The following is an 18,322-nucleotide window of genomic DNA, read 5'->3' on the forward strand; positions in this document are numbered from 1 at the left end:
TTCGCCCTTGGGACACCAAAATCCTTCAAGTTCCGCAAAAAGTTTCGCGGTAAATGGTTCCAAATGCCGAATTATTGGATACGCGGCACTGCAACCTGCATTATTTATCCAAGCAGGAGCGGATTCGACACCTTTACGACTTGCCCGTTGTCGATATATACGCGCGGTACACGGTTGGAGATCATGCATGTGACCTCATAATGTATCGTGCCTAACCATTCTGCTACCTCGGCTGCTGTAATGCATCCCTCGCCTTGACGGCCAATAAGCACAACTTCCTCACCTGCTCCAATAGTGCTAGCAGCCTCACCTAATGGCAGCAATGACAGCATGCACTGATCCATACAAATATTCCCTACTACCGGTACACGTTGTCCTCGAATGAGCATCGAGGCTTTACGCTGCAGCAGGCGTGAATAGCCGTCTGCGTAGCCTACCGGCATCGTAGCTATCCATTCACCATCTCCTGTATGGTAATTGACCCCATAGCTAACGCCTTCATTAGCAGGAAGCGGCTTGCTGTGGCTAACCGCACTCTTTAAGCTAAGAACCGGCTCCAGTGCAATGCTCTGCTGATTGACTTCAGCGGATGGATACAGTCCATACAGACTGATGCCAACACGCACCATCTGATCGCCCCAACTCGGCATGTCAATCGCGGCCGCACTGTTGCTGGTATGGACGATCGGGATCGTAATCCCATGTTCCTTCAGGACATTAACAACCGTTAGGAAACGATCACGCTGCACTTGCGCATACGACTTATCCGTCTCATCTGCTGTCGCGAAGTGAGTGAACAGTCCCTCTACCTCGACTCCTTGAATCGCTCTTAAACGGTTAATCGTGCGCACCGCATCCTCTGGACTGCGAATCCCTAGGCGCCCCATACCCGAATCAATCTTGACGTGAACCTTCAATATGCGACCGGCGTGATTGGCAGACCATTGAGAAGCCTGCTGCTCCAGCGCCTGCACGCATTCTTCTGAAAATATATTCAATGTAATATCATATCGAAATGCCGCTTCTATTGCTTCGGGCGGCGTATATCCGAGTATCAATATTGGCGTATGGATGCCTGCGTGGCGAAGTTGGATTGCTTCCTCCAAGAACGCTACATTCAAATAATCAACACCAAATTGTTCTGCCGCGCGAGACACTTCTATCGAACCATGTCCATATGCATTTGCCTTTACACATACACTCAGCTTCGTCGAAGCTGTCATTGTGCTGCGAAATGCTTGCAAGTTCCGGCGCAATGCATCTAATGAAATCTCTGCGCGCGTCGGGCGAAAATACGTATCCAAGTCAACCACCTTCTCCGTCTCCTCGTCTCTCCCGTTCAATCGTCAGTATTCTATGTTACTTGCCGTCAGGAAGACTGTCAACCAACGGAGACCGTGATTACCACCCTTTTCTAAGGAAATAACCGCATAGCTAGTCAGAATCATCCGTTTCTTCTCTTGAACAAGCTGACATGCATAAACGCGATCCGAATTCCCTGTACATGAATACGGATCGCGTGATTAGAGATTTGATCTTATTTTCCTGGCTGGTCAACTAATGATTGTGCAATCTTCACCATCTCAGCGGTCGGGAGGTCTGCGCTGACGATGCGATATTTGACGCCATCATACATCCAGGTAAGCGCCTTTTGTTCCTCGCCCGACAACTGTCCGACCGTGAAGCCAAGATTCAATCCTTCCCCAACTGGCAGCCCTGTCTCCATATCCTTCGGACGGGATTCCATAAGGGTGAAGTTATACGTTCCTGTATAGCGAATCACTACAGCATGCTCCTTGCTGTCTGGAATTGCCGGCTCATCCTTCTTCGCTACCCCCTCTGGCAAGTAGGATGGCTCAATAATTCCAAATGGCCCAAGCTCAGCTTCATCATTGCTGCGATCATTTGCTCCAGCATCAGAGCCTGTCGTCTCCGAACCTGTTCCTTCTGTCGTACCCGATGATGGCTCTGTACTGTCTGGATGCTCCGAATTGTCCACTTGAGCATTCGTTTCCTTCGTTTCGCCTGTTGGAAGCTTATCTACCTCGACAGTCGTGTTTGGAAGCGCGGCGTTCTTCATACTCGTCATATTGCGCTGCATATCGAAGGAATCCTGCTCGAACTTCTTGCCGAAGTCGAATTGATTGAACTTCATTTCCACAATGACCTTGGAATCTGAATCACTCACTTGTACTTGCTTCGGTGCATAGCTATCCTTGTTCAACCATATTTTCTGACGAACCAAAGAGTCAGTCTGATAATTAGCCGCCACTTCAAATACATAGTCTTCACCATCTGCTGTGAACTGACGAGCGTTGTCAGACAGGATGCTTCGTACTAACGTTTGATACAAGTACACTTGTCCTTGGTTCTCTGGCCAATCACTCTGGAAGCGGAAGATTTTATTCAAGCTTGGTGTCAGGACGAATACGCCTTCCTTGTTGCGAAGCACAATTTGCGTAATATCCTTCTTCTCATTCTTCAGCTCAATCCGGTAGTACGACGGGTTCTGATACCATACCTCAACCCGGTATTCAAGCGGCTGTTGACCCGAGTGCAGTGTCATCGTGCCGATGCCTGCATAGCTTTCCAATTTACTCATTACCTTGTCCAGATCTTGAACCACCGCGGTCGCATCCTTTTTGCCGCATCCAGCTACTAGGATTGCTACGCTCATCACGATGGCCAACACCCATGTGATCCGACGCATGAGATCATCCCCTCTGACATCAATATTCTTCGATTCGGTGTACTCCTCATCACTGATAACATGTCTATGTAGGAACTTGGCCGATTATGCAGACTAGCATGACAAGCACTTAAAATGAATTTTCTCAAGGGCGTTAGTTGTAAATTCAACTTTTTGAGCATGGAAGTAAAGGTTTAATCTCTAGGCAAATGATATTTTCCTTCAACAAAAAACCATCTTTCGCTTTTTAGCTAGAGATGGTTTTTCGTTTCTGCCTATTTAGTTAAGGCAACTTGGTTACTGGAACGTAAGTAAAATCAGGAACAGGTGCTCCTGCTGCATCAGAAATGTAGTGTGAATCATCAGGACTTCCATTCAACTTAGAATATTTAATTTGTACGTCCAGTCCATTATCTACAGCATTCTTATATACCCAAGAATACTTCTCGTTTAATCTGATGCTAAATACATTTTTCTCACTTGGATTATAATTTCCAACAATGTTTCCTCTAAGTGGATACTCTAGTCCATCTACTTTAATCACGAGTCCAGCTGACGTTAAACTACGATTCAACTCGAAGTCAGTAGCGTAAGCTACTTTAAGTACTCCTTCACTTGAACTGTACGTTGCAGAAGGAATTTCTGGTTCCGGTATTTCTTTGATATGTTGGGACACAATTTCCCCGAAAAACTCATCCATCGCCCAATTTTTAAAAGAAGAAGTATTAAATTTCATAGTAGCTACTCCGTTAGGTAATGGTTTATCAAATTTCAGATCAGCTCTCAAACCAGTAAGCACACCACGATATCGTACAGAAATAGGATTGAAACTTCCGTGACCTTCTACATCTATCATAAATCTTGATACATCATATGAGTCTTTCGATAGGTCAGTATTCCAACCAGGTAATATGGTAAGACTCATCGACTTTCTATCCGAGCTAATCGTTGCCTGTTCAATCTTTTCCTCGATATATTTCACTTCACTTGCTTCATATTGTCGGGCTTGGTTTCTTGCATCGGAAATATCTTGAATGGCCTTCCCCTTATAAGAAAGTCTCACATTATATTTTTCTACTTCTGGTACTCCAGATACATCCAGCTTAACGTAGGAAGAAGCAAAACCTGCTTTATTATAGTTATATAATGAAACCCTATTAATCGTGCCGTAATTCAACTTGAAATCTGTACTGCTTGGAGTGCTCGACAAATCCAGAGGTTCATCATAATAAATAAATATGGAATCCAAAGATTTATTAATAAACGTCCCACTTTCAAATGGTGCTCGAGTATCAAGAGCATCCATTGTTTCCGGATCAAATACAATACTTGTCACTGTACTAGATTGGTAACCTTTGCTGCGATCCACAATTACAAAATCTACACGTGCGCCTCTGACGGAAGAACGTGCTAATGTTGCCTTTGTATCAAATTCTATAGCTTGATTTACTTGGGAACTATCTATTTTGAAATATGGCCATTCATCAACATCAATAACTCTGCCATTCTTCCCCGTAGACCCCAACATGACAGCTTGCACATCAGGTTCAATATGGCCATTCAAACTATTAACGACCATATACACTTCTGCAGGCGCATTTAACTTAAATCGAACAGAAATCTTGCCATCCTTCACATAAGCTTGCGGATAACCATCCGCAAAATACGGATCGATAAAGCCCGAAAGATCTACATGGTCAGTTCCTTTTGCTCTGACGATTACTTTGTACTCTCTCGTCCCTGAAGCACTGCCGCTAAGCGTAGCCGTCAACGTAATGAAACGATCGTCTTTATCGTCCCTTGTAACAATTCCATCATGCGAAATAATGGATTCATCACTGGATTTCCATGAAATAACCGCACCTGGGAACTCACTCATGGAATTCATCAAGTTTAAGTTAGCAATGATATTATTCTGATCCTTATTTTTCGCTATAAAGGATGCCTCTATAGCAGCAAATACTGCGTTTGCATCCAGCAATATTTCAACCGGCCCAAACGGAGCGCTTATTGCCTTGCCTCCAACTGCTGTTTGATCCGCAGAAACTTCTACCCGAATGTATTTTCCACTATCTTCTTCCGTCAACGTGTATACAGGATCTGTGCGCCCGATGATTTCCGCGTATGTTCCATCTTCACTATCGGCTCGTAGCCATTTGTACAATAGAGAGCTATTAACGGGAACACCTTCGTAATGCACCTTACCTGCCGTAATTTGAGAGCCGATTTTAATATCTCCGGTTACTGGTTCAATTCCTGTAAGATATGCCGTTCCCTCAGGGATATAAATAATGGATAACGTGGTGTCCGCATATCCGTTCGATGTAACATTCAAATTAATACGTTTAATCGCTTCTGGTTGTCCGGCATCTATTTTGAGAACGAAGCTACCTTCCTTATACGGTTCCGATAGTTCGCTGCCGAATACCGGTGCGTAAGTTGAGCCTGTTACCGAAATTCCCGCTGTATCTCTGATGACAGCACCCTGATTATCCTTTAGAGTAACGGTAATATACGTATAGTTACCTGCCGGATCCTTTGATTGTGCCATAGCCTTATCAGCAACGATCATCGCTTCATAATGGTTCTTTTTATAAACCGATTTCTTGACTTCCTTAATTGAAATATAAGAACTGTTTGAAATTATCGCTTGATCGATCAGTGCGCTTGGATCAATTACCTGTCCTTCATACTTGGCAACTGAGAAAGATAACGAAGGATGTGTGACTATTACAGAGATTTGATCTATTTTCCCGCCGTCTTCTGTTATGGCTTTAATCGTTTTTGTTCCTTCTGAGATTGCAATTATAAGGCCAGTGCCATCAATTGTGACAACATCTGTACTTCCATCTTCCACTTGCCACATGACTTTGCGATTTGTGGCGTTACTCGGTACGACAGTTGCTGTTAGTTGCCGGGATTCCCCTGTAGTTAATGATACATTTTTTTCATTAATGGAGATGCCGCTTACAGATACATTGTGATTGTCGGTATTACCACCATTTGAATTAGAATTATCTCGATCATTTGAATGACTTTCCTTACTGGACTTATTCTCATTGTTTGCATTTTCTTTTTTATCAGACACCTGAATTGCTTTATCGTTAATCGTTGCATTTATACCGCTCGCGGATGTTACCTTGCTGACATCCACTTTGCCTTTTATGTTCGTATTGGCCTCAGCTACTAAATCTTTAATTTTCCCGTTAGCGGTAATTTGAGCCGTTTCAGATTGATTTACGATCTTATTGAAGTTCCCGTCGAGAACAATTTGGTGGCCTGCAACAACATCAGCCGGTATTTCAACAACCTCGAAACCGCCACCAGTAAGTTCTTTCGTTACCAGGATCGCTCCGGTTTCTAATGTGGTAACGGATACGGAAGTGCTACCGGTTGCCAGTATACGTACCTTTCCATGATAGCGATTAACTACTAAAGCACCTTTTACATCAACATTATTAAAAATAATGGAGTGTTCTCCGCCACCGAATACATAGACAGTTCCTGCTATTTCTACATCATTTAGAGTAACCTCTCCTTCGCCTACCCCCTGCGCGATATAGAGATCTCCGGATATCTTCATGTTTTTTAATACAACATCTGCCGAATTGACGACCAAATTCCCTGCTACGTCATTCGAATACTCGCCTGGCTTCACAATCAACTTCTGCATCAAATGATCAAGAATGGTTACCGCTTCTGCTCTAGTCAGATGGGTTTGTGGTCTGAAAGAACCATCTGGCATACCGTTGATGACTTTTTTAGCTACAAGCGCCTGAACCGATGACTTAGCCCAATCCGCTATGTTCATTTCGTCTGTAAATGCTATATGTTCCATATCCTTTTTTTCGATTTTAAAAGCCTTAGTGATCAACACAGCCGCTTCTTGGCGCGTTACATTTCTTTGGGGGAATGCTTTGCCGTTCTCCCCTTCCATTACACCTGCCGTATGTAACTTTATCATCGAATCCGAATACCATTTTGCAAGCTCTATATCAGTAAAACGATTCTCTTCTTTTTCAATGTACTTCATCACATTATTTAAGATGCTTGCAAATTCAGCTCTTGTAACGGGAGCATCTGGTCTAAATGATTCTCTATCTCCAGTTATCACTCCGTATTCATTCCATCTGTCGATGGAAGCTTGACTCCAATGCCCTTGAGTATCTTTAAATGAAGCTGCAGACACTGGCATGATTAACGATAGCGTCATTATCAACGCTAGCATAATGCACATTACTTTCTTCGTTGGTTTACTCACGTTTTTACTCTCCCTAGTTGATATATGTACTATTCTCTTTGAAACAACCAAAATATATGTTACATATCCTATTTCATTCAATGAGAACAATTTCACAACTGTGGGTTCACAATCTTCAGCAAAGCAGCGTACCGTAGAGATAATCTAAAATAAATAGAGCACATAGCATTATTAAAATAATGATCATGTATTCATATTTTATAGAATGAAAGAGCTTCTCACTTTCTTGAAATAGATTGGAACATACAATTGTAATAATATAGTATCATACTATTGAACTATCATTTACGCTTTTCACTAGTTCTATATGCATATTCATAAATAAGACATAATTGAAATCCAAAATGAAAGGTAGCAAGTATTGTACCGTTGGCTGTAGAATAGTATGTAATTGGAAATACAAGTGTTCATGATCATTTTTTCTTTTCAGAATGTCAACATAGAAGGAAGTGATTGTCATCCGTTCTTGGACAAAAGTTATCTTATTTATTGTAGCTACCGCTTGCTTGACGCGGTTCATCCCGTTCTCAAGCTTCTTTCGCAATGTGGATACGTTAATTCACGAGCTGTCTCATGCCCTTATGACCCTAGTACTCTCAGGCAAAGTGATGTACATTCATTTATTCAGTAATCAGAGCGGCGTTACTTATTCTGCCTATACGTCGACGTGGAAGGCCATTCCGATCTCCCTTGCTGGTTACATCGGCGCTTCGTTATTTGCTGTACTGCTGTTCTATTTGCATGCTCGCAAGCAAGAAGCCGCTGGACTGATCGCTATCGCGTCCTTAGCGCTCATCAGCTTGATTCTATTTGTCCGTAATGGTTACGGGATGATGTGGTGCGCTGGCTTCGTCGTACTGACAGGCCTCATCTGGAAGTTCGCACCTCCGTGGCTTCGGAGCGGTTACTATTTACTATCTGCGTTCATTTGTCTCGTGGAATCGGTCATAAGTTCCGCATATCTTGTCTACTTGTCCATGAACATGCCACGTGGGGCAGGAGATGCTGCGAATCTCAGTCATGTTACCTATATTCCAGCCATCGTGTGGGCGCTGCTGTTTACCGCTATATCGCTATGGTGCGCAAGAGTATCAATGGGCATCTTGTTCCATGGCACACGAAGAGGAAAAATGTGACCCTTCTAATCGTAAAGGAGCTTCCCAGTATGATTGTATCAACCATGCTGGGAAGCTCCTTTCTTTATGTAATCGATGAGTTTTTTGTTCGTCTGAATGTAATATCTTTTGCACCGGGTTCTGTATTGAGCGGAGCACTTAGCAGAATTATATTCCCTTCCTCGTCGGCAGCAAATTTTATATTCGCTGTTACCCCCAACATTTCTGAATGTATCGTGAATACATGCTCCCCAGTCTGACTCATTCGAAAACAGCCTAAATGAAAATCAGCCTGAAGTCCATTCTCAACGACTTGAACCTTTACGATTCCATATCCCGGATGCTCATAGTGTCCTTCATACCTCTGGAGTGTGGTTGAAGAAACCAACACGGCCTCTCCTCTTGATGCAGCGCTTTCGGCTGCCATTTGTTTTCGTTGTGCTTCCCATTTCTGAATATCCCCACGGAGTTGTTCGCACCATTCAATAGGATCAAGATTCAAAAGCCTATCATAGACAGTCAATGCTAAAGATGTAGGAAGCATGGTACCTTGTCTGTTCGTCAGCAGAACAATGCCGATCCTTTCATCGGGTAGGAAAGAGATGTGCGAAGTAAATCCGTCGATGCCACCCCCATGCTGAAGCATGCGGTATCCACGATATGATTCGAATCCCCAACCCAATCCATAACAGCTTAATGGAAACTCCTTCTTTCCGAGCAACATGGGTGGGCAAGACATTTGTGGAGAATGTAAGGTCACAAGATTCTTCTCTGAAATAATACGCTTCCCTTTGAAAGCTCCATTTTCAAGATTAGCAATCAACCAATTACTCATGTCCATGACTGTACTATTAATAGAACCAGCAGGTCCAATCGCATCGAAATTGCGATACTCAACTTCTCGAAGCTGCCCCTCCTGTTCGATGTAGGGAACTCCCGCATTATCATGCAACTTCAACTCATTCACGGAAAAGCCGCTCTCCTTCATTTCCAATGGATCCAATATTCGCTCTTGAACAAGCTGTTCCCAAGTACACTCCGCTACATGCCCTGCTATATATCCAGCAGCCGTATACATAATATTGTTATACTGCCAAGTTGACCTGAAATCGACATTAGGCTCGAGGTATTTGATTCGCTTGATTATCTCCTCGCGAGTCAAGAAAGAGCCGTACCACATATTATCATGCCGCGGCAAGCCGGTACGATGACACAACATGTCTCGCATCGTAATTCGCTCCGCTGCCATCGAATCGTACATATCAAAGTCAGGGAGATACGTGCGCACAGGTGTATCCCATTCAAGCTTCTCATCATCTACAAGCTGAGCGGCTACCATTGCAGTAAATGCTTTCGAACAAGAGCCAATGGCAAACATCGTATTTGGTGTAACAGGTAGCTTGCGTTCCACATCCCGATAACCGAATCCTTCCGCCAAGATTATCTCTCCGTCCTTCACAATTGCGAGCGATAAACCGGGTACTTTCCATATCTCCAATTGCTCTACAATTAGTGTATCTAAGCCTAACAAGAGCTCTGTTGCCTTCTTTGTGTGAACCATGGATGTACACTCCTCTTTAGCATCAATGCAGCCTTGTCCTACTTGCTGCCACTCATGATGTTGAACAGGCTTATCCTTATTGCATATTGTAATGGGTTCCACCCATTGCCGACAGTTATTATATTCCAAACTCTCCGACGATCGCTTCCTAGTAATCAAGGCACCAATTCCGGAAGTGACAGCGAGCACCCCTGTGAAGATACCCCAATTAGCACGCGTATCTCCCCTGTGTTGGAATATATCAATCAACCAATCCATTCGTTATGATTGATACAACAGTTTCTTATTTCTTACGTAAACATTACTTTCTTGCCAAAATAAAAATCGCGGCCGACTCGTATCTGCTCTTCATAGAAGATACGATCCACCGCGATCTTGAAAATTGATTACATATGTTTTTCTAATAAGCTCACCCTCCTAGGAGCAGGCTGCAAGCTTAGATAATGCCATGATGACTGCGCCGTGCGCAGCATCTTTCTTCGGTGTAATGCAGTCCATATTGGGATAGTGTTCCTTGAGCATGGCTATGAAGGCATCCCGCACATTGCTGTTCTTCAGCAGTACGCTTCCCGCCATGGCAACTTTTCCTGACTGCAGAGACAGCTTCTCTACAACCGGGATAACAAGTTCACAGAGCGAACTTGCCGCCTTGTGAGCAATCTCCAGAGCCGCAGAATCGCCAAGCACACATGCCCGCGATAATATCGGTGCAAGAGCTGCAATATCCTTCTTATTCGTCTGCTTGTCGTATACGAATCGAATCAATTGCTGCATAGACTCAATCCCCAGCTGTTCCATAACCATATCTGTAATCGGCGATGCCGGTATGCGTCCGTCGTGTGCCCGTACAACGATGGACAACAAGTCACGCCCAATACTATAACCACTGCCCTCATCATCGATGAGATGGCCATATCCGCCTGCGCGATGAGACTGACCCGCTTCATTTCTCCCATAACAAATGGAGCCTGTGCCTGCAATAAGAATGATGCCATATTCACGATCATGGGCGCCGTACAAGGCTGTCTCTTGATCACCGGTAATGATCAGCCCACCTTCATATCCGCAATCTCGGACAATGGCTTCCAGCCTTGTTACGACTGTCGGGTTGCTGACTCCGGCTGCACCAATGCACACCTGCGCACAGTTGCCCAACCCGCCGCATACGCTGGCGATCGTCTCAAATATTTCTTGCAAGCTTGTGCGCACACTCGCTTCATCCTGACCATTGATATTAATGGCACCAGATGTGAAGGTATGCATGGCTGCTCCACTTTCGTCCGCTATTGTTACTGCCGTCTTCGTACCGCCGCCGTCTAAGCCCGCTACGTATGTCAACGTAAGCTCACATCCTTCATCTTCCTTGTAAAGGAAGATTTCTATTTATACAAATGATACTGCTGCTTCATGGTTCTGAATTCCCTGCTCTCTTCACGGAATTGCTCCAGCATCGCTTCTACATCAAGAGATTCCTCACGATACAACTTGTCTCCGCAGAGTAAATCGATGAACGGTCTGGAATTCTCCTTCACTGGCGGCAAGAAGGCGAACTGCTCATAATTGCGCTTAATAGTGAACATAAGCTTAACTCCCGCTTCAAACGGCTGCACCGCGCGATTGTCGAGCACATGGATCTGCACCCCGCCGCATTGCTCTCCTTCGAACTTCGAGAAGGATGGCTTGAAGTATACTGGACGGAATATAATGCCCGGCAGCTTCTGACGATTCATCTCGTCTGCCAGCTTCTCTGCCTCAATGAACGGTGCACCGATCATTTCGAATGGCGCTGTCGTTCCTCTTCCTTCCGATATATTCGTTCCCTCGAATACACAAGTCCCGGGGTACAACAGTGCTGAATCATAACGCGGCAATCCCAGAGACGGCATAACCCAAGGACGCTCTGTATCTGTGAACTGCATCGACCGCTCCCAGCCATCACAGCGTACGACATGAAGCTTGCAGTTCCAACCCATTTGTTCGTTCGCCATCAGAGCGACCTCGCCCGCGGTCAAACCATACCGTACCGCTAATGGATAGTTGCCGACGAAGGATTGATACCCTGGTTTTAAGATATTCCCTTCAACCGTCATGCCATCAAGTGGGTTAATCCGATCCAGAACAACGAATTCCTTGCCTGCCTTCGCGCAATCTTCCAACGCGTACAGCATCGTATAAATAAACGTATAATAGCGTGCGCCAACATCTTGAATATCGTATACAACCATGTCCACTTCATCCAGCATTTCTTGACTGAGTCGCTTGGAATCCTTGCGATACAAGCTGTACACAGGAACGTCTGTAAACGGATCGGTGTACGTCTCAACCTGTGCCCCGGCAGCTAAGTCCCCACGAACGCCATGCTCTGGTGAGAACATCGCCACAAGATTGAAGTTGTCATGCATAATTTGAATCGTCGATTCGAATTGATTGTTCAATCCGGTCGGCGACGTAATGAGTCCAATTCTCTTGCCTTTGAATAGCTCCGTATATTCTCCAATGCAATCAATACCGTTGCGGATCATAGGTGCCTCCCTCTAAGTGCGCGTTCACTTGCCACTTTTACAATTCCGATTTTCGAACACACATTGTCTCTGCTGGAACCATGAACGTTTCCGCATATTGCTTCCGTGCCTCAATACCGCGGACCCGAGCCAGGTGCTTGTAGTATTCGAGATATGGGAATGACTTGCTGCCCGTTACGAACCAATGTAAGGACACTGCCTTCACCCACAAGTCGTAAGCTTCTTGCGAGAAGTCCACGTACACATAAGGCTTGTAGTCGACTGCATCCTCCCAATTTTCTGCATAATAGAGTGTAGAAGCGAAGAATGCAGGGAGTTCTCGCTCGAACGATGCCAGCCCAGCGAAGAAGCGTGCATCATTGACAATGCGATGGGTCATCATATGATCCTTGTGCATGCTGTTCTTGAAATGCGTAATAATGATGTTCGGACGCACCTGACGAATGACATCGCAAACTCTCAAGCGCATTTCTTCATTATCCTTCAGTTCCCCGTCTCGGATTTCGAATACGATCGCTTCACCGCCGAGCATTTCCGCGAATGCCTTCGCTTCGTTCACCTTCTGCTCGCGATATTCCGCCATATCTTGTCCGGCTGGAACCCCACGTTCTCCTGCTGTCAAAGCCAAAGTGACAATACGGTCGCCCTTAAGTGCGTGACTTGCCAATACACCGCCAGCCGTCAGCTCCATATCCCCCACATGTCCACCAATTGCTAGAATCGTTCGACGCTGCTCGCTCATACCTACAACTCCTTCCTCATGATCGAAAATGATTTGACTGTCTGGAAACCTGCCTTCTCGTAAATGCGAAGCGCAGGGTTGGTACTGCCTGTAAACAACGACATATATTCCGTTCCCATGCTGCGAAATGCTTCGCAAAGCTTGAAAAACAAAATGGTTCCAAGTCCATGTCCCTCATGTTGCGGGCTCACGCCAATGCCTGCAAAATATCCCCTACCGCTCTGCTGACGAATGACCGGCCCTGCGAAGCCAACTGCTTCTCCTTGATAGGCTGCAATCACTACGGGAACACTGTCAGCAGCTGCTTGCTTAATCTCCCTGGTCCAAAATGGGTTGTGCAGTTCCTCAAGCATCGACTCAATCCCACGATGACGATTAAGTTCGTACAACTCCACCGCGTAGCCATCTGCTGCCGCTGCCAATTCTTTGTTCGTGATCTGCTCCGGAACTTCGAAGCTAGCCAATGGCAGATACATCGCTTGTTGAACCGCTCGCTCGAAGTAGCCATGCTGCAGCAGGTAATGATAGAGTTCACTTCCGACAGGCACCCCAGGCGCATTGTTATGCTCATGCTGCGGTGTATTCGGAATATACCAAGGGAGCATCATTGGATTGAAGAACAGGATATCTGCCTGCTTCTTCCCAAGCTCACGGAAACGTCCCTCAACTGCATCCAGCATCTGTGAATAGTACTCGTCTGTACGGTAATTCCGAGACAAGATAATGCACGTAATATAGCCAGCATCGTGACCTAGCGGCAGATCATCTCCTGTACAGCCGCAAGCGAAGCCCTGCACACCGCCTTCATCATCAAGTAGAACGAATGTGTTCTCCGAATCGAAGTATGGGTTAGAACAAAATATGTCATGGAAACTGGCTACTGTAATCTCTTTATATCCATCGCGAACTGCCTCTTCATTCCATAATGCGATAACGTCTTCCCTATATTTGTTGTCCCATTTGACAAGCATCGCAGGACCTCCAATTAAACATTAAACCTTCATCGCAGCGATGAAGGTTCAGGATTAGATTGCAGGACTATAATCCAGTTCAAAAAGGTTGGCGACCTTTTTTGAACATTAGCCTTTCACCGCACCTACGGTTACCCCTTGCAAGAAGTACTTCTGCAAGCTGAAGAAGAGAATAAACATAGGCAACGCTGAGATTGTAGCCCCTGCCATCATCGGCGCAAAGTAAGTCGTGTTGGCAAATCTGAAGTTTTTGAGGCCTACCTGAATCGTCTGCATATCCATCGTATTGGTAACCAAGAATGGCCAGAAGAACGTATTCCAGCTATCCATAAACGTCAGGATCGCCATTACCGCGAGTACTGTTTTAGACAAAGGCAAAATGATCTTGAAATACACTTGGAACTGGTTGCAGCCTTCAATCTTTGCACATTCCAGTACCTCATTCGGAATACTGCTCATGAACTGCTTCGAAAGGAAGATATTATATACAGTAACGAGACCAGGTAAAATCAAAGCGCTGTACGTATTTTGAATTTGGAAAATGTTAACGATTAAGATGTACAACGGCACTTGTGTTACCTGATACGGAATCATCATCGCAACGAGAAGCAATGTAAACAATGCTGTTCTGCCTTTGAACTTAATTTTGGAGAAGGCATAGCCAGCCATACTTGCAAAGAACACGTTTGATACCGTAACAACAGCCGCCACAAATAATGAGTTCAATAACCAGCGCAGTGAGTATTCACTGTAATCAAAGAAGAACTTATACGATTCAAAAGATATTTTGGATGGAAAGAGCGAATAGCTCATCGCCCCAGCTTCGACGGGATCCCCAAAGGAAGAAATAAGCATAAAATAAATAGGGAAGATCGTTGCCAAAGCAAATAGTAAAAGTATGAATATGATGGCAGCGTTTCTCGTATGTTTAGCCGCCGGATTTCCATTATGCGGATTGTAAAGTGACATCGTTGGCTTCTCCCCTTTCCTTAGTACTCCACGTCTTTACCCATAAATTTGAACTGAGCGAACGATATAATAGCGATAATTCCAGCCAACACGAGAGATTGCGCTGCAGCTTTACCGAATTCAAAGTATTTGAATGCGTTGTCAAAGATGAGCAATCCGACCATTGTTGTCGAGTTGTCTGGGCCGCCGCCTGTCATCAGATAAGCGTTCTGGAATACTTGGAAAGAGCCGATAACACCCGTTACCAACAAGAACAGCGTAGTTGGCTTCAAGCAAGGAATGACAATGTACCACAGCTTCTTCAGGAAAGAAGCGCCATCCAATTCTGCTGCCTCATAATAACTATCATCAATACCGAGCAATGCTGCCAAATAAATAATGATGCTTGTACCATGGCTTGCCAGCCAGGACATCAGAACCAAGGAGAACATTGAAGTCGCGCTTGATCCGAGCCAGTTCAAATTGCTGATGCCGAACAGCCCCAATAGCTGGTTCATAATCCCGGATTCCATTGGATCGAAGATCCACAGCCATACAACGGACATGGCAACGCCTGATGCAACAGCAGGCAAATAGTAAACAGCCTTGAACGTCGTCTGCAGCTTCTTGCTGAGCGGCAAGATGAGAATGGCGACCGCAAACGAGATCATCAATGCAACGGGAACCGTAAGTACCGTATACACAACCGTATTCTTAATTGACTTCCAAAAGAGCGGATCTTTAAAGGAAGAAATATAGTTATCGAATCCTACCCATGTAGATCCTAGCGGTTTATAATCCTGAAAACTAATAATAAAGGCACTTACTACCGGATATGCGGTAAAGACTGCGAATACAACCAATGCAACCGCGATAAACGCATATCCCCAACCGGAATCTCCTCTAATTTTCCGTTTCTTCAACGGCTTAGCTAATTGGGCCATAATGCGAAACCCCTTTCAATACGCAATGTCATAAACATTTCCGGATAGCCGTACGTCGTATCATACGGCTATCCGAAGCTGACTTCTTCTTAGTCCTTCACAATTCCGTCTTCACCGAACGCTGCAATGGCTGCCTCTTTCACAGCATCGTACATTTTCTCTGGTGTAATTTCATTTGCGATCAATGCTTGCAGCTTAGGTACTATCACTTCTGTTTCCAATTTAATTGCTTTTGCAGCCAGATCTGCTGGGATGTCTGGACGTGCAGGAGTTGCATGGCTAAGCAATTTTTCTACAGCCTTTTCATTGAACTCGTCTCTTTCGATTGGCATTTTTTCTGCTTCTTTTCTAGCCGATTCCGTAATGTGTGCTGCAAAGAGATCATTGTTCGTTGTTGCTGCTACTTTACCGCTTGCAAGGAAGTACGCAGCTTTTACTACGTTCGCTTTATGCTCAGCCGTTGGCTCATTCTTTCCACGGAATGTTACATAACCATCTACTGCAACTGCGGATTTCTGCTCCTGACCCAAGAAGGTTGGAACCGGAAGCACCGTATATTCGACCGGAATGCTGCCTTTTACTTCGCTGCCATCTTTTTTCGCGATTTTTTCGTTGTTTTCTTTTGAATTGTTTTCGAAAGTAGCAAGACCTTTACCTGTAATCATCGTTTGCCCTGTCAGGAACATATTCCAACGTTTCCCAGCGTCTACAGAGCTAAGTTCTTTCGGCATGGAGCCGTCATCAATAAGTACACGAATATCTTTCAACACTTCAAGGAAGTTCTTGCTTGTGTAAGCGTATTTCATGTCTTTATCGAAGAATGCAGGCATGCCTGCATTTTTAACCAGAATCCCCAAGTAATCCTTGGAAGCTACACCTGCTGTAGCGAATACAAAGCCATAGCGGGACGTCTTGTCGCCTTCCTTCACGACGCCCTTCTTCACAGCCTCACGGAACTCATCAAACGTCCAGCCGTCTTGCTGAACTTTCTTCCAATCGATTCCTGCCTTCTCCAAGAACTCTCTGTTACCGCCCAAGGCATGAACTTCCATATATGCCGGGAAGCCGTAAAGTCCGTTACCACTCTTCATGTATTCAAGCGGAATTTTGTCATAGTCTGCAATCATTTCGGGCGTTGCTACACCTGTCATATCCATTAGCATGCCTTGCTGGATATACTTTGGAATCCCTGCAGACGGGATGAATGCAATATCTGGCGGGCTGCCCGCGTTAACTTGTGTATCAAGCTTCTGCGTCACATCTTCCCAGCTTGCTGGCTCAATCTTCAGCGTCAAGTCAGGGTACAACTCGCTAAATTCCTTCTCCATTTGCTTGAAGTTATCTTGGAACTTACCAGATACTGGTGGCAGCAAAGCTGTAATTGTATCTTTTCCACCTTTGCCTCCGTTCGCCTGTTCTCCGGATTTTGCATCATTGGAACTTCCGCAAGCCGACAGCAAGGAAATTGCCAAGGTAAAAGCACAGATGGACGCTAATACACGCATTTTTTTCTCATTGATAAAGCCCCCCTCAAGGATATCGAATGATTTCTATACCGCTTTTGTAAACGTGCCAATTGCTTTTTTCAAACTACCTTCACTCTGCTCTAATGCCCGTTCCGCTTCAGCTGCGTCAAGTCCTGTCTTAATCATCATGATGGCTAGTTTGCAGTTCATGGAAGCGCTTTCTAAATAGCTAGTCGCAGTCTTCGCATCAACGCCTGTAACCGCTTGGATAATCCGAACTGAACGGTCGCGCAACTTGATATTACTCGCTTTCAAGTCAACCATCAAGTTATTATAGGTCTTCCCAAGTTTAACCATCGTGCAAGTTGTCAGCATATTCAGTACCAACTTCTGGGCTGTACCCGCTTTCAATCTTGTCGATCCCATAATGACTTCCGGCCCTACAACAGGTGAGATGCATACATCGCAGACGCTCTCTAGTTTGGATTTCTTGTTATTCACTACTCCGATCGTCGCCGCACCAATTTCCCGCGCCTTTCTCAAGGCAGCAATTACGAATTGTGCGCTTCCGCTCGCTGTAATGCCAACAACCACATCCTTGTCCGTCACGCCGCATCTCTCGATTAATGCCATCCCCTCCTCTGCATCATCCTCGCAGCCTTCAACGGCCCATCTCAGTGCAGTGTCTCCCCCAGCGATATGTCCTTGCACTAGCGAAGGGTCAGTTCCGAAAGTGGGTGGACATTCTGAAGCGTCGAGGACGCCGAGTCTGCCGGAAGATCCAGCCCCGACATAGAACATTCTACCGCCATTTTTGAGCGCATTGTGCAGGGTGTCGACCGCTTTGGCAATTTGCGGGATCTCTGCTGCAACCGCTTGCGGAACTTTCGAATCCTGCTCATTCATGAGGCGCAGCATCTGATCGGTTGTGCACTCGTCTATCACTAATGTCTCTGGATTGATTTCTTCTGTCGTTAGACCCGCCAGATACTCATCCATAGCCATCCTCCTATCCTGTTTTGTATAACTTGCTTATATATCCATCTTAGACCTAAATGCCATCATGGTCAACAGTTTTTGAAATAAAATTTTATTATAAAATA

Annotated in this window: 13 protein-coding genes; 1 reads left to right on the forward strand and 12 read right to left on the reverse strand. The window is 45.1% G+C overall.

Annotation, left to right across the window (positions count from 1 at the left end):
* Positions 1-104: 104 nt before the first annotated feature.
* The 3 genes from alr to AZ66_RS02495 form a co-directional block, all read right to left on the reverse strand.
* Positions 105-1,313 carry an alanine racemase gene (gene alr, locus AZ66_RS02485; protein WP_331436879.1) on the reverse strand — a complete coding sequence of 403 codons (1,209 nt, stop codon included), beginning with the start codon at positions 1,311-1,313 and terminating at the stop codon, positions 105-107.
* A gap of 224 nt (positions 1,314-1,537) precedes the next feature.
* Positions 1,538-2,710, reverse strand: a complete 1,173-nt coding sequence (locus AZ66_RS02490; protein WP_044353451.1) for a LolA family protein — start codon at positions 2,708-2,710, stop codon at positions 1,538-1,540.
* 262 nt (positions 2,711-2,972) lie between these two features.
* Positions 2,973-6,950, reverse strand: coding sequence for an S-layer homology domain-containing protein (locus AZ66_RS02495; RefSeq protein ID WP_044353452.1), 3,978 nt, complete (start codon positions 6,948-6,950; stop codon positions 2,973-2,975).
* A 449-nt stretch (positions 6,951-7,399) separates the two neighbouring features.
* Here AZ66_RS02495 and AZ66_RS02500 point away from each other — a divergent pair, with 449 nt between their 5' ends.
* Entirely contained in the window at positions 7,400-8,086 is a 687-nt protein-coding gene (locus tag AZ66_RS02500; protein WP_331436880.1) for a M50 family metallopeptidase, read from the forward strand.
* Between the two features lie 64 nt (positions 8,087-8,150).
* Here AZ66_RS02500 and AZ66_RS02505 read toward each other — a convergent pair whose 3' ends face one another.
* The 9 genes from AZ66_RS02505 to murQ all read right to left on the reverse strand — a co-directional run bounded on the left by AZ66_RS02505 (position 8,151) and on the right by murQ (position 18,218).
* A complete protein-coding gene (locus AZ66_RS02505; RefSeq protein WP_044353453.1) occupies positions 8,151-9,626 on the reverse strand; it encodes a serine hydrolase in 1,476 nt (491 codons plus the stop codon).
* Between the two features lie 417 nt (positions 9,627-10,043).
* Positions 10,044-10,964, reverse strand: a complete 921-nt coding sequence (locus AZ66_RS02510) for an N-acetylglucosamine kinase (RefSeq protein ID WP_044353454.1) — start codon at positions 10,962-10,964, stop codon at positions 10,044-10,046.
* 41 nt (positions 10,965-11,005) lie between these two features.
* Positions 11,006-12,148 (reverse strand): exo-beta-N-acetylmuramidase NamZ family protein, encoded by a 1,143-nt coding sequence (locus AZ66_RS02515; protein WP_044353455.1) that lies wholly within the window; start codon positions 12,146-12,148, stop codon positions 11,006-11,008.
* A gap of 37 nt (positions 12,149-12,185) precedes the next feature.
* On the reverse strand, positions 12,186-12,890 hold the full coding sequence (locus tag AZ66_RS02520) for a PIG-L deacetylase family protein (protein ID WP_044353456.1): 705 nt from the start codon (positions 12,888-12,890) through the stop codon (positions 12,186-12,188).
* Positions 12,891-12,892: 2 nt separating this feature from the next.
* Positions 12,893-13,861: a GNAT family N-acetyltransferase gene (locus tag AZ66_RS02525; protein ID WP_044353457.1), complete on the reverse strand. Its 969-nt coding sequence runs from the start codon at positions 13,859-13,861 to the stop codon at positions 12,893-12,895.
* 108 nt (positions 13,862-13,969) lie between these two features.
* Positions 13,970-14,830: a carbohydrate ABC transporter permease gene (locus AZ66_RS02530; protein WP_021254303.1), complete on the reverse strand. Its 861-nt coding sequence runs from the start codon at positions 14,828-14,830 to the stop codon at positions 13,970-13,972.
* Positions 14,831-14,850: 20 nt separating this feature from the next.
* Positions 14,851-15,753, reverse strand: coding sequence for a carbohydrate ABC transporter permease (locus AZ66_RS02535; protein ID WP_044353459.1), 903 nt, complete (start codon positions 15,751-15,753; stop codon positions 14,851-14,853).
* A gap of 89 nt (positions 15,754-15,842) precedes the next feature.
* Positions 15,843-17,258 (reverse strand): ABC transporter substrate-binding protein, encoded by a 1,416-nt coding sequence (locus AZ66_RS02540; RefSeq protein WP_044353460.1) that lies wholly within the window; start codon positions 17,256-17,258, stop codon positions 15,843-15,845.
* Positions 17,259-17,303: 45 nt separating this feature from the next.
* Positions 17,304-18,218, reverse strand: coding sequence for an N-acetylmuramic acid 6-phosphate etherase (gene murQ / locus AZ66_RS02545; protein WP_044353461.1), 915 nt, complete (start codon positions 18,216-18,218; stop codon positions 17,304-17,306).
* Positions 18,219-18,322 lie beyond the last annotated feature (104 nt).

This window comes from Paenibacillus sp. E194 (genome assembly GCF_000935845.1).
Taxonomy (GTDB): Bacteria; Bacillota; Bacilli; order Paenibacillales; family Paenibacillaceae; genus Paenibacillus_B; species Paenibacillus_B alvei_B.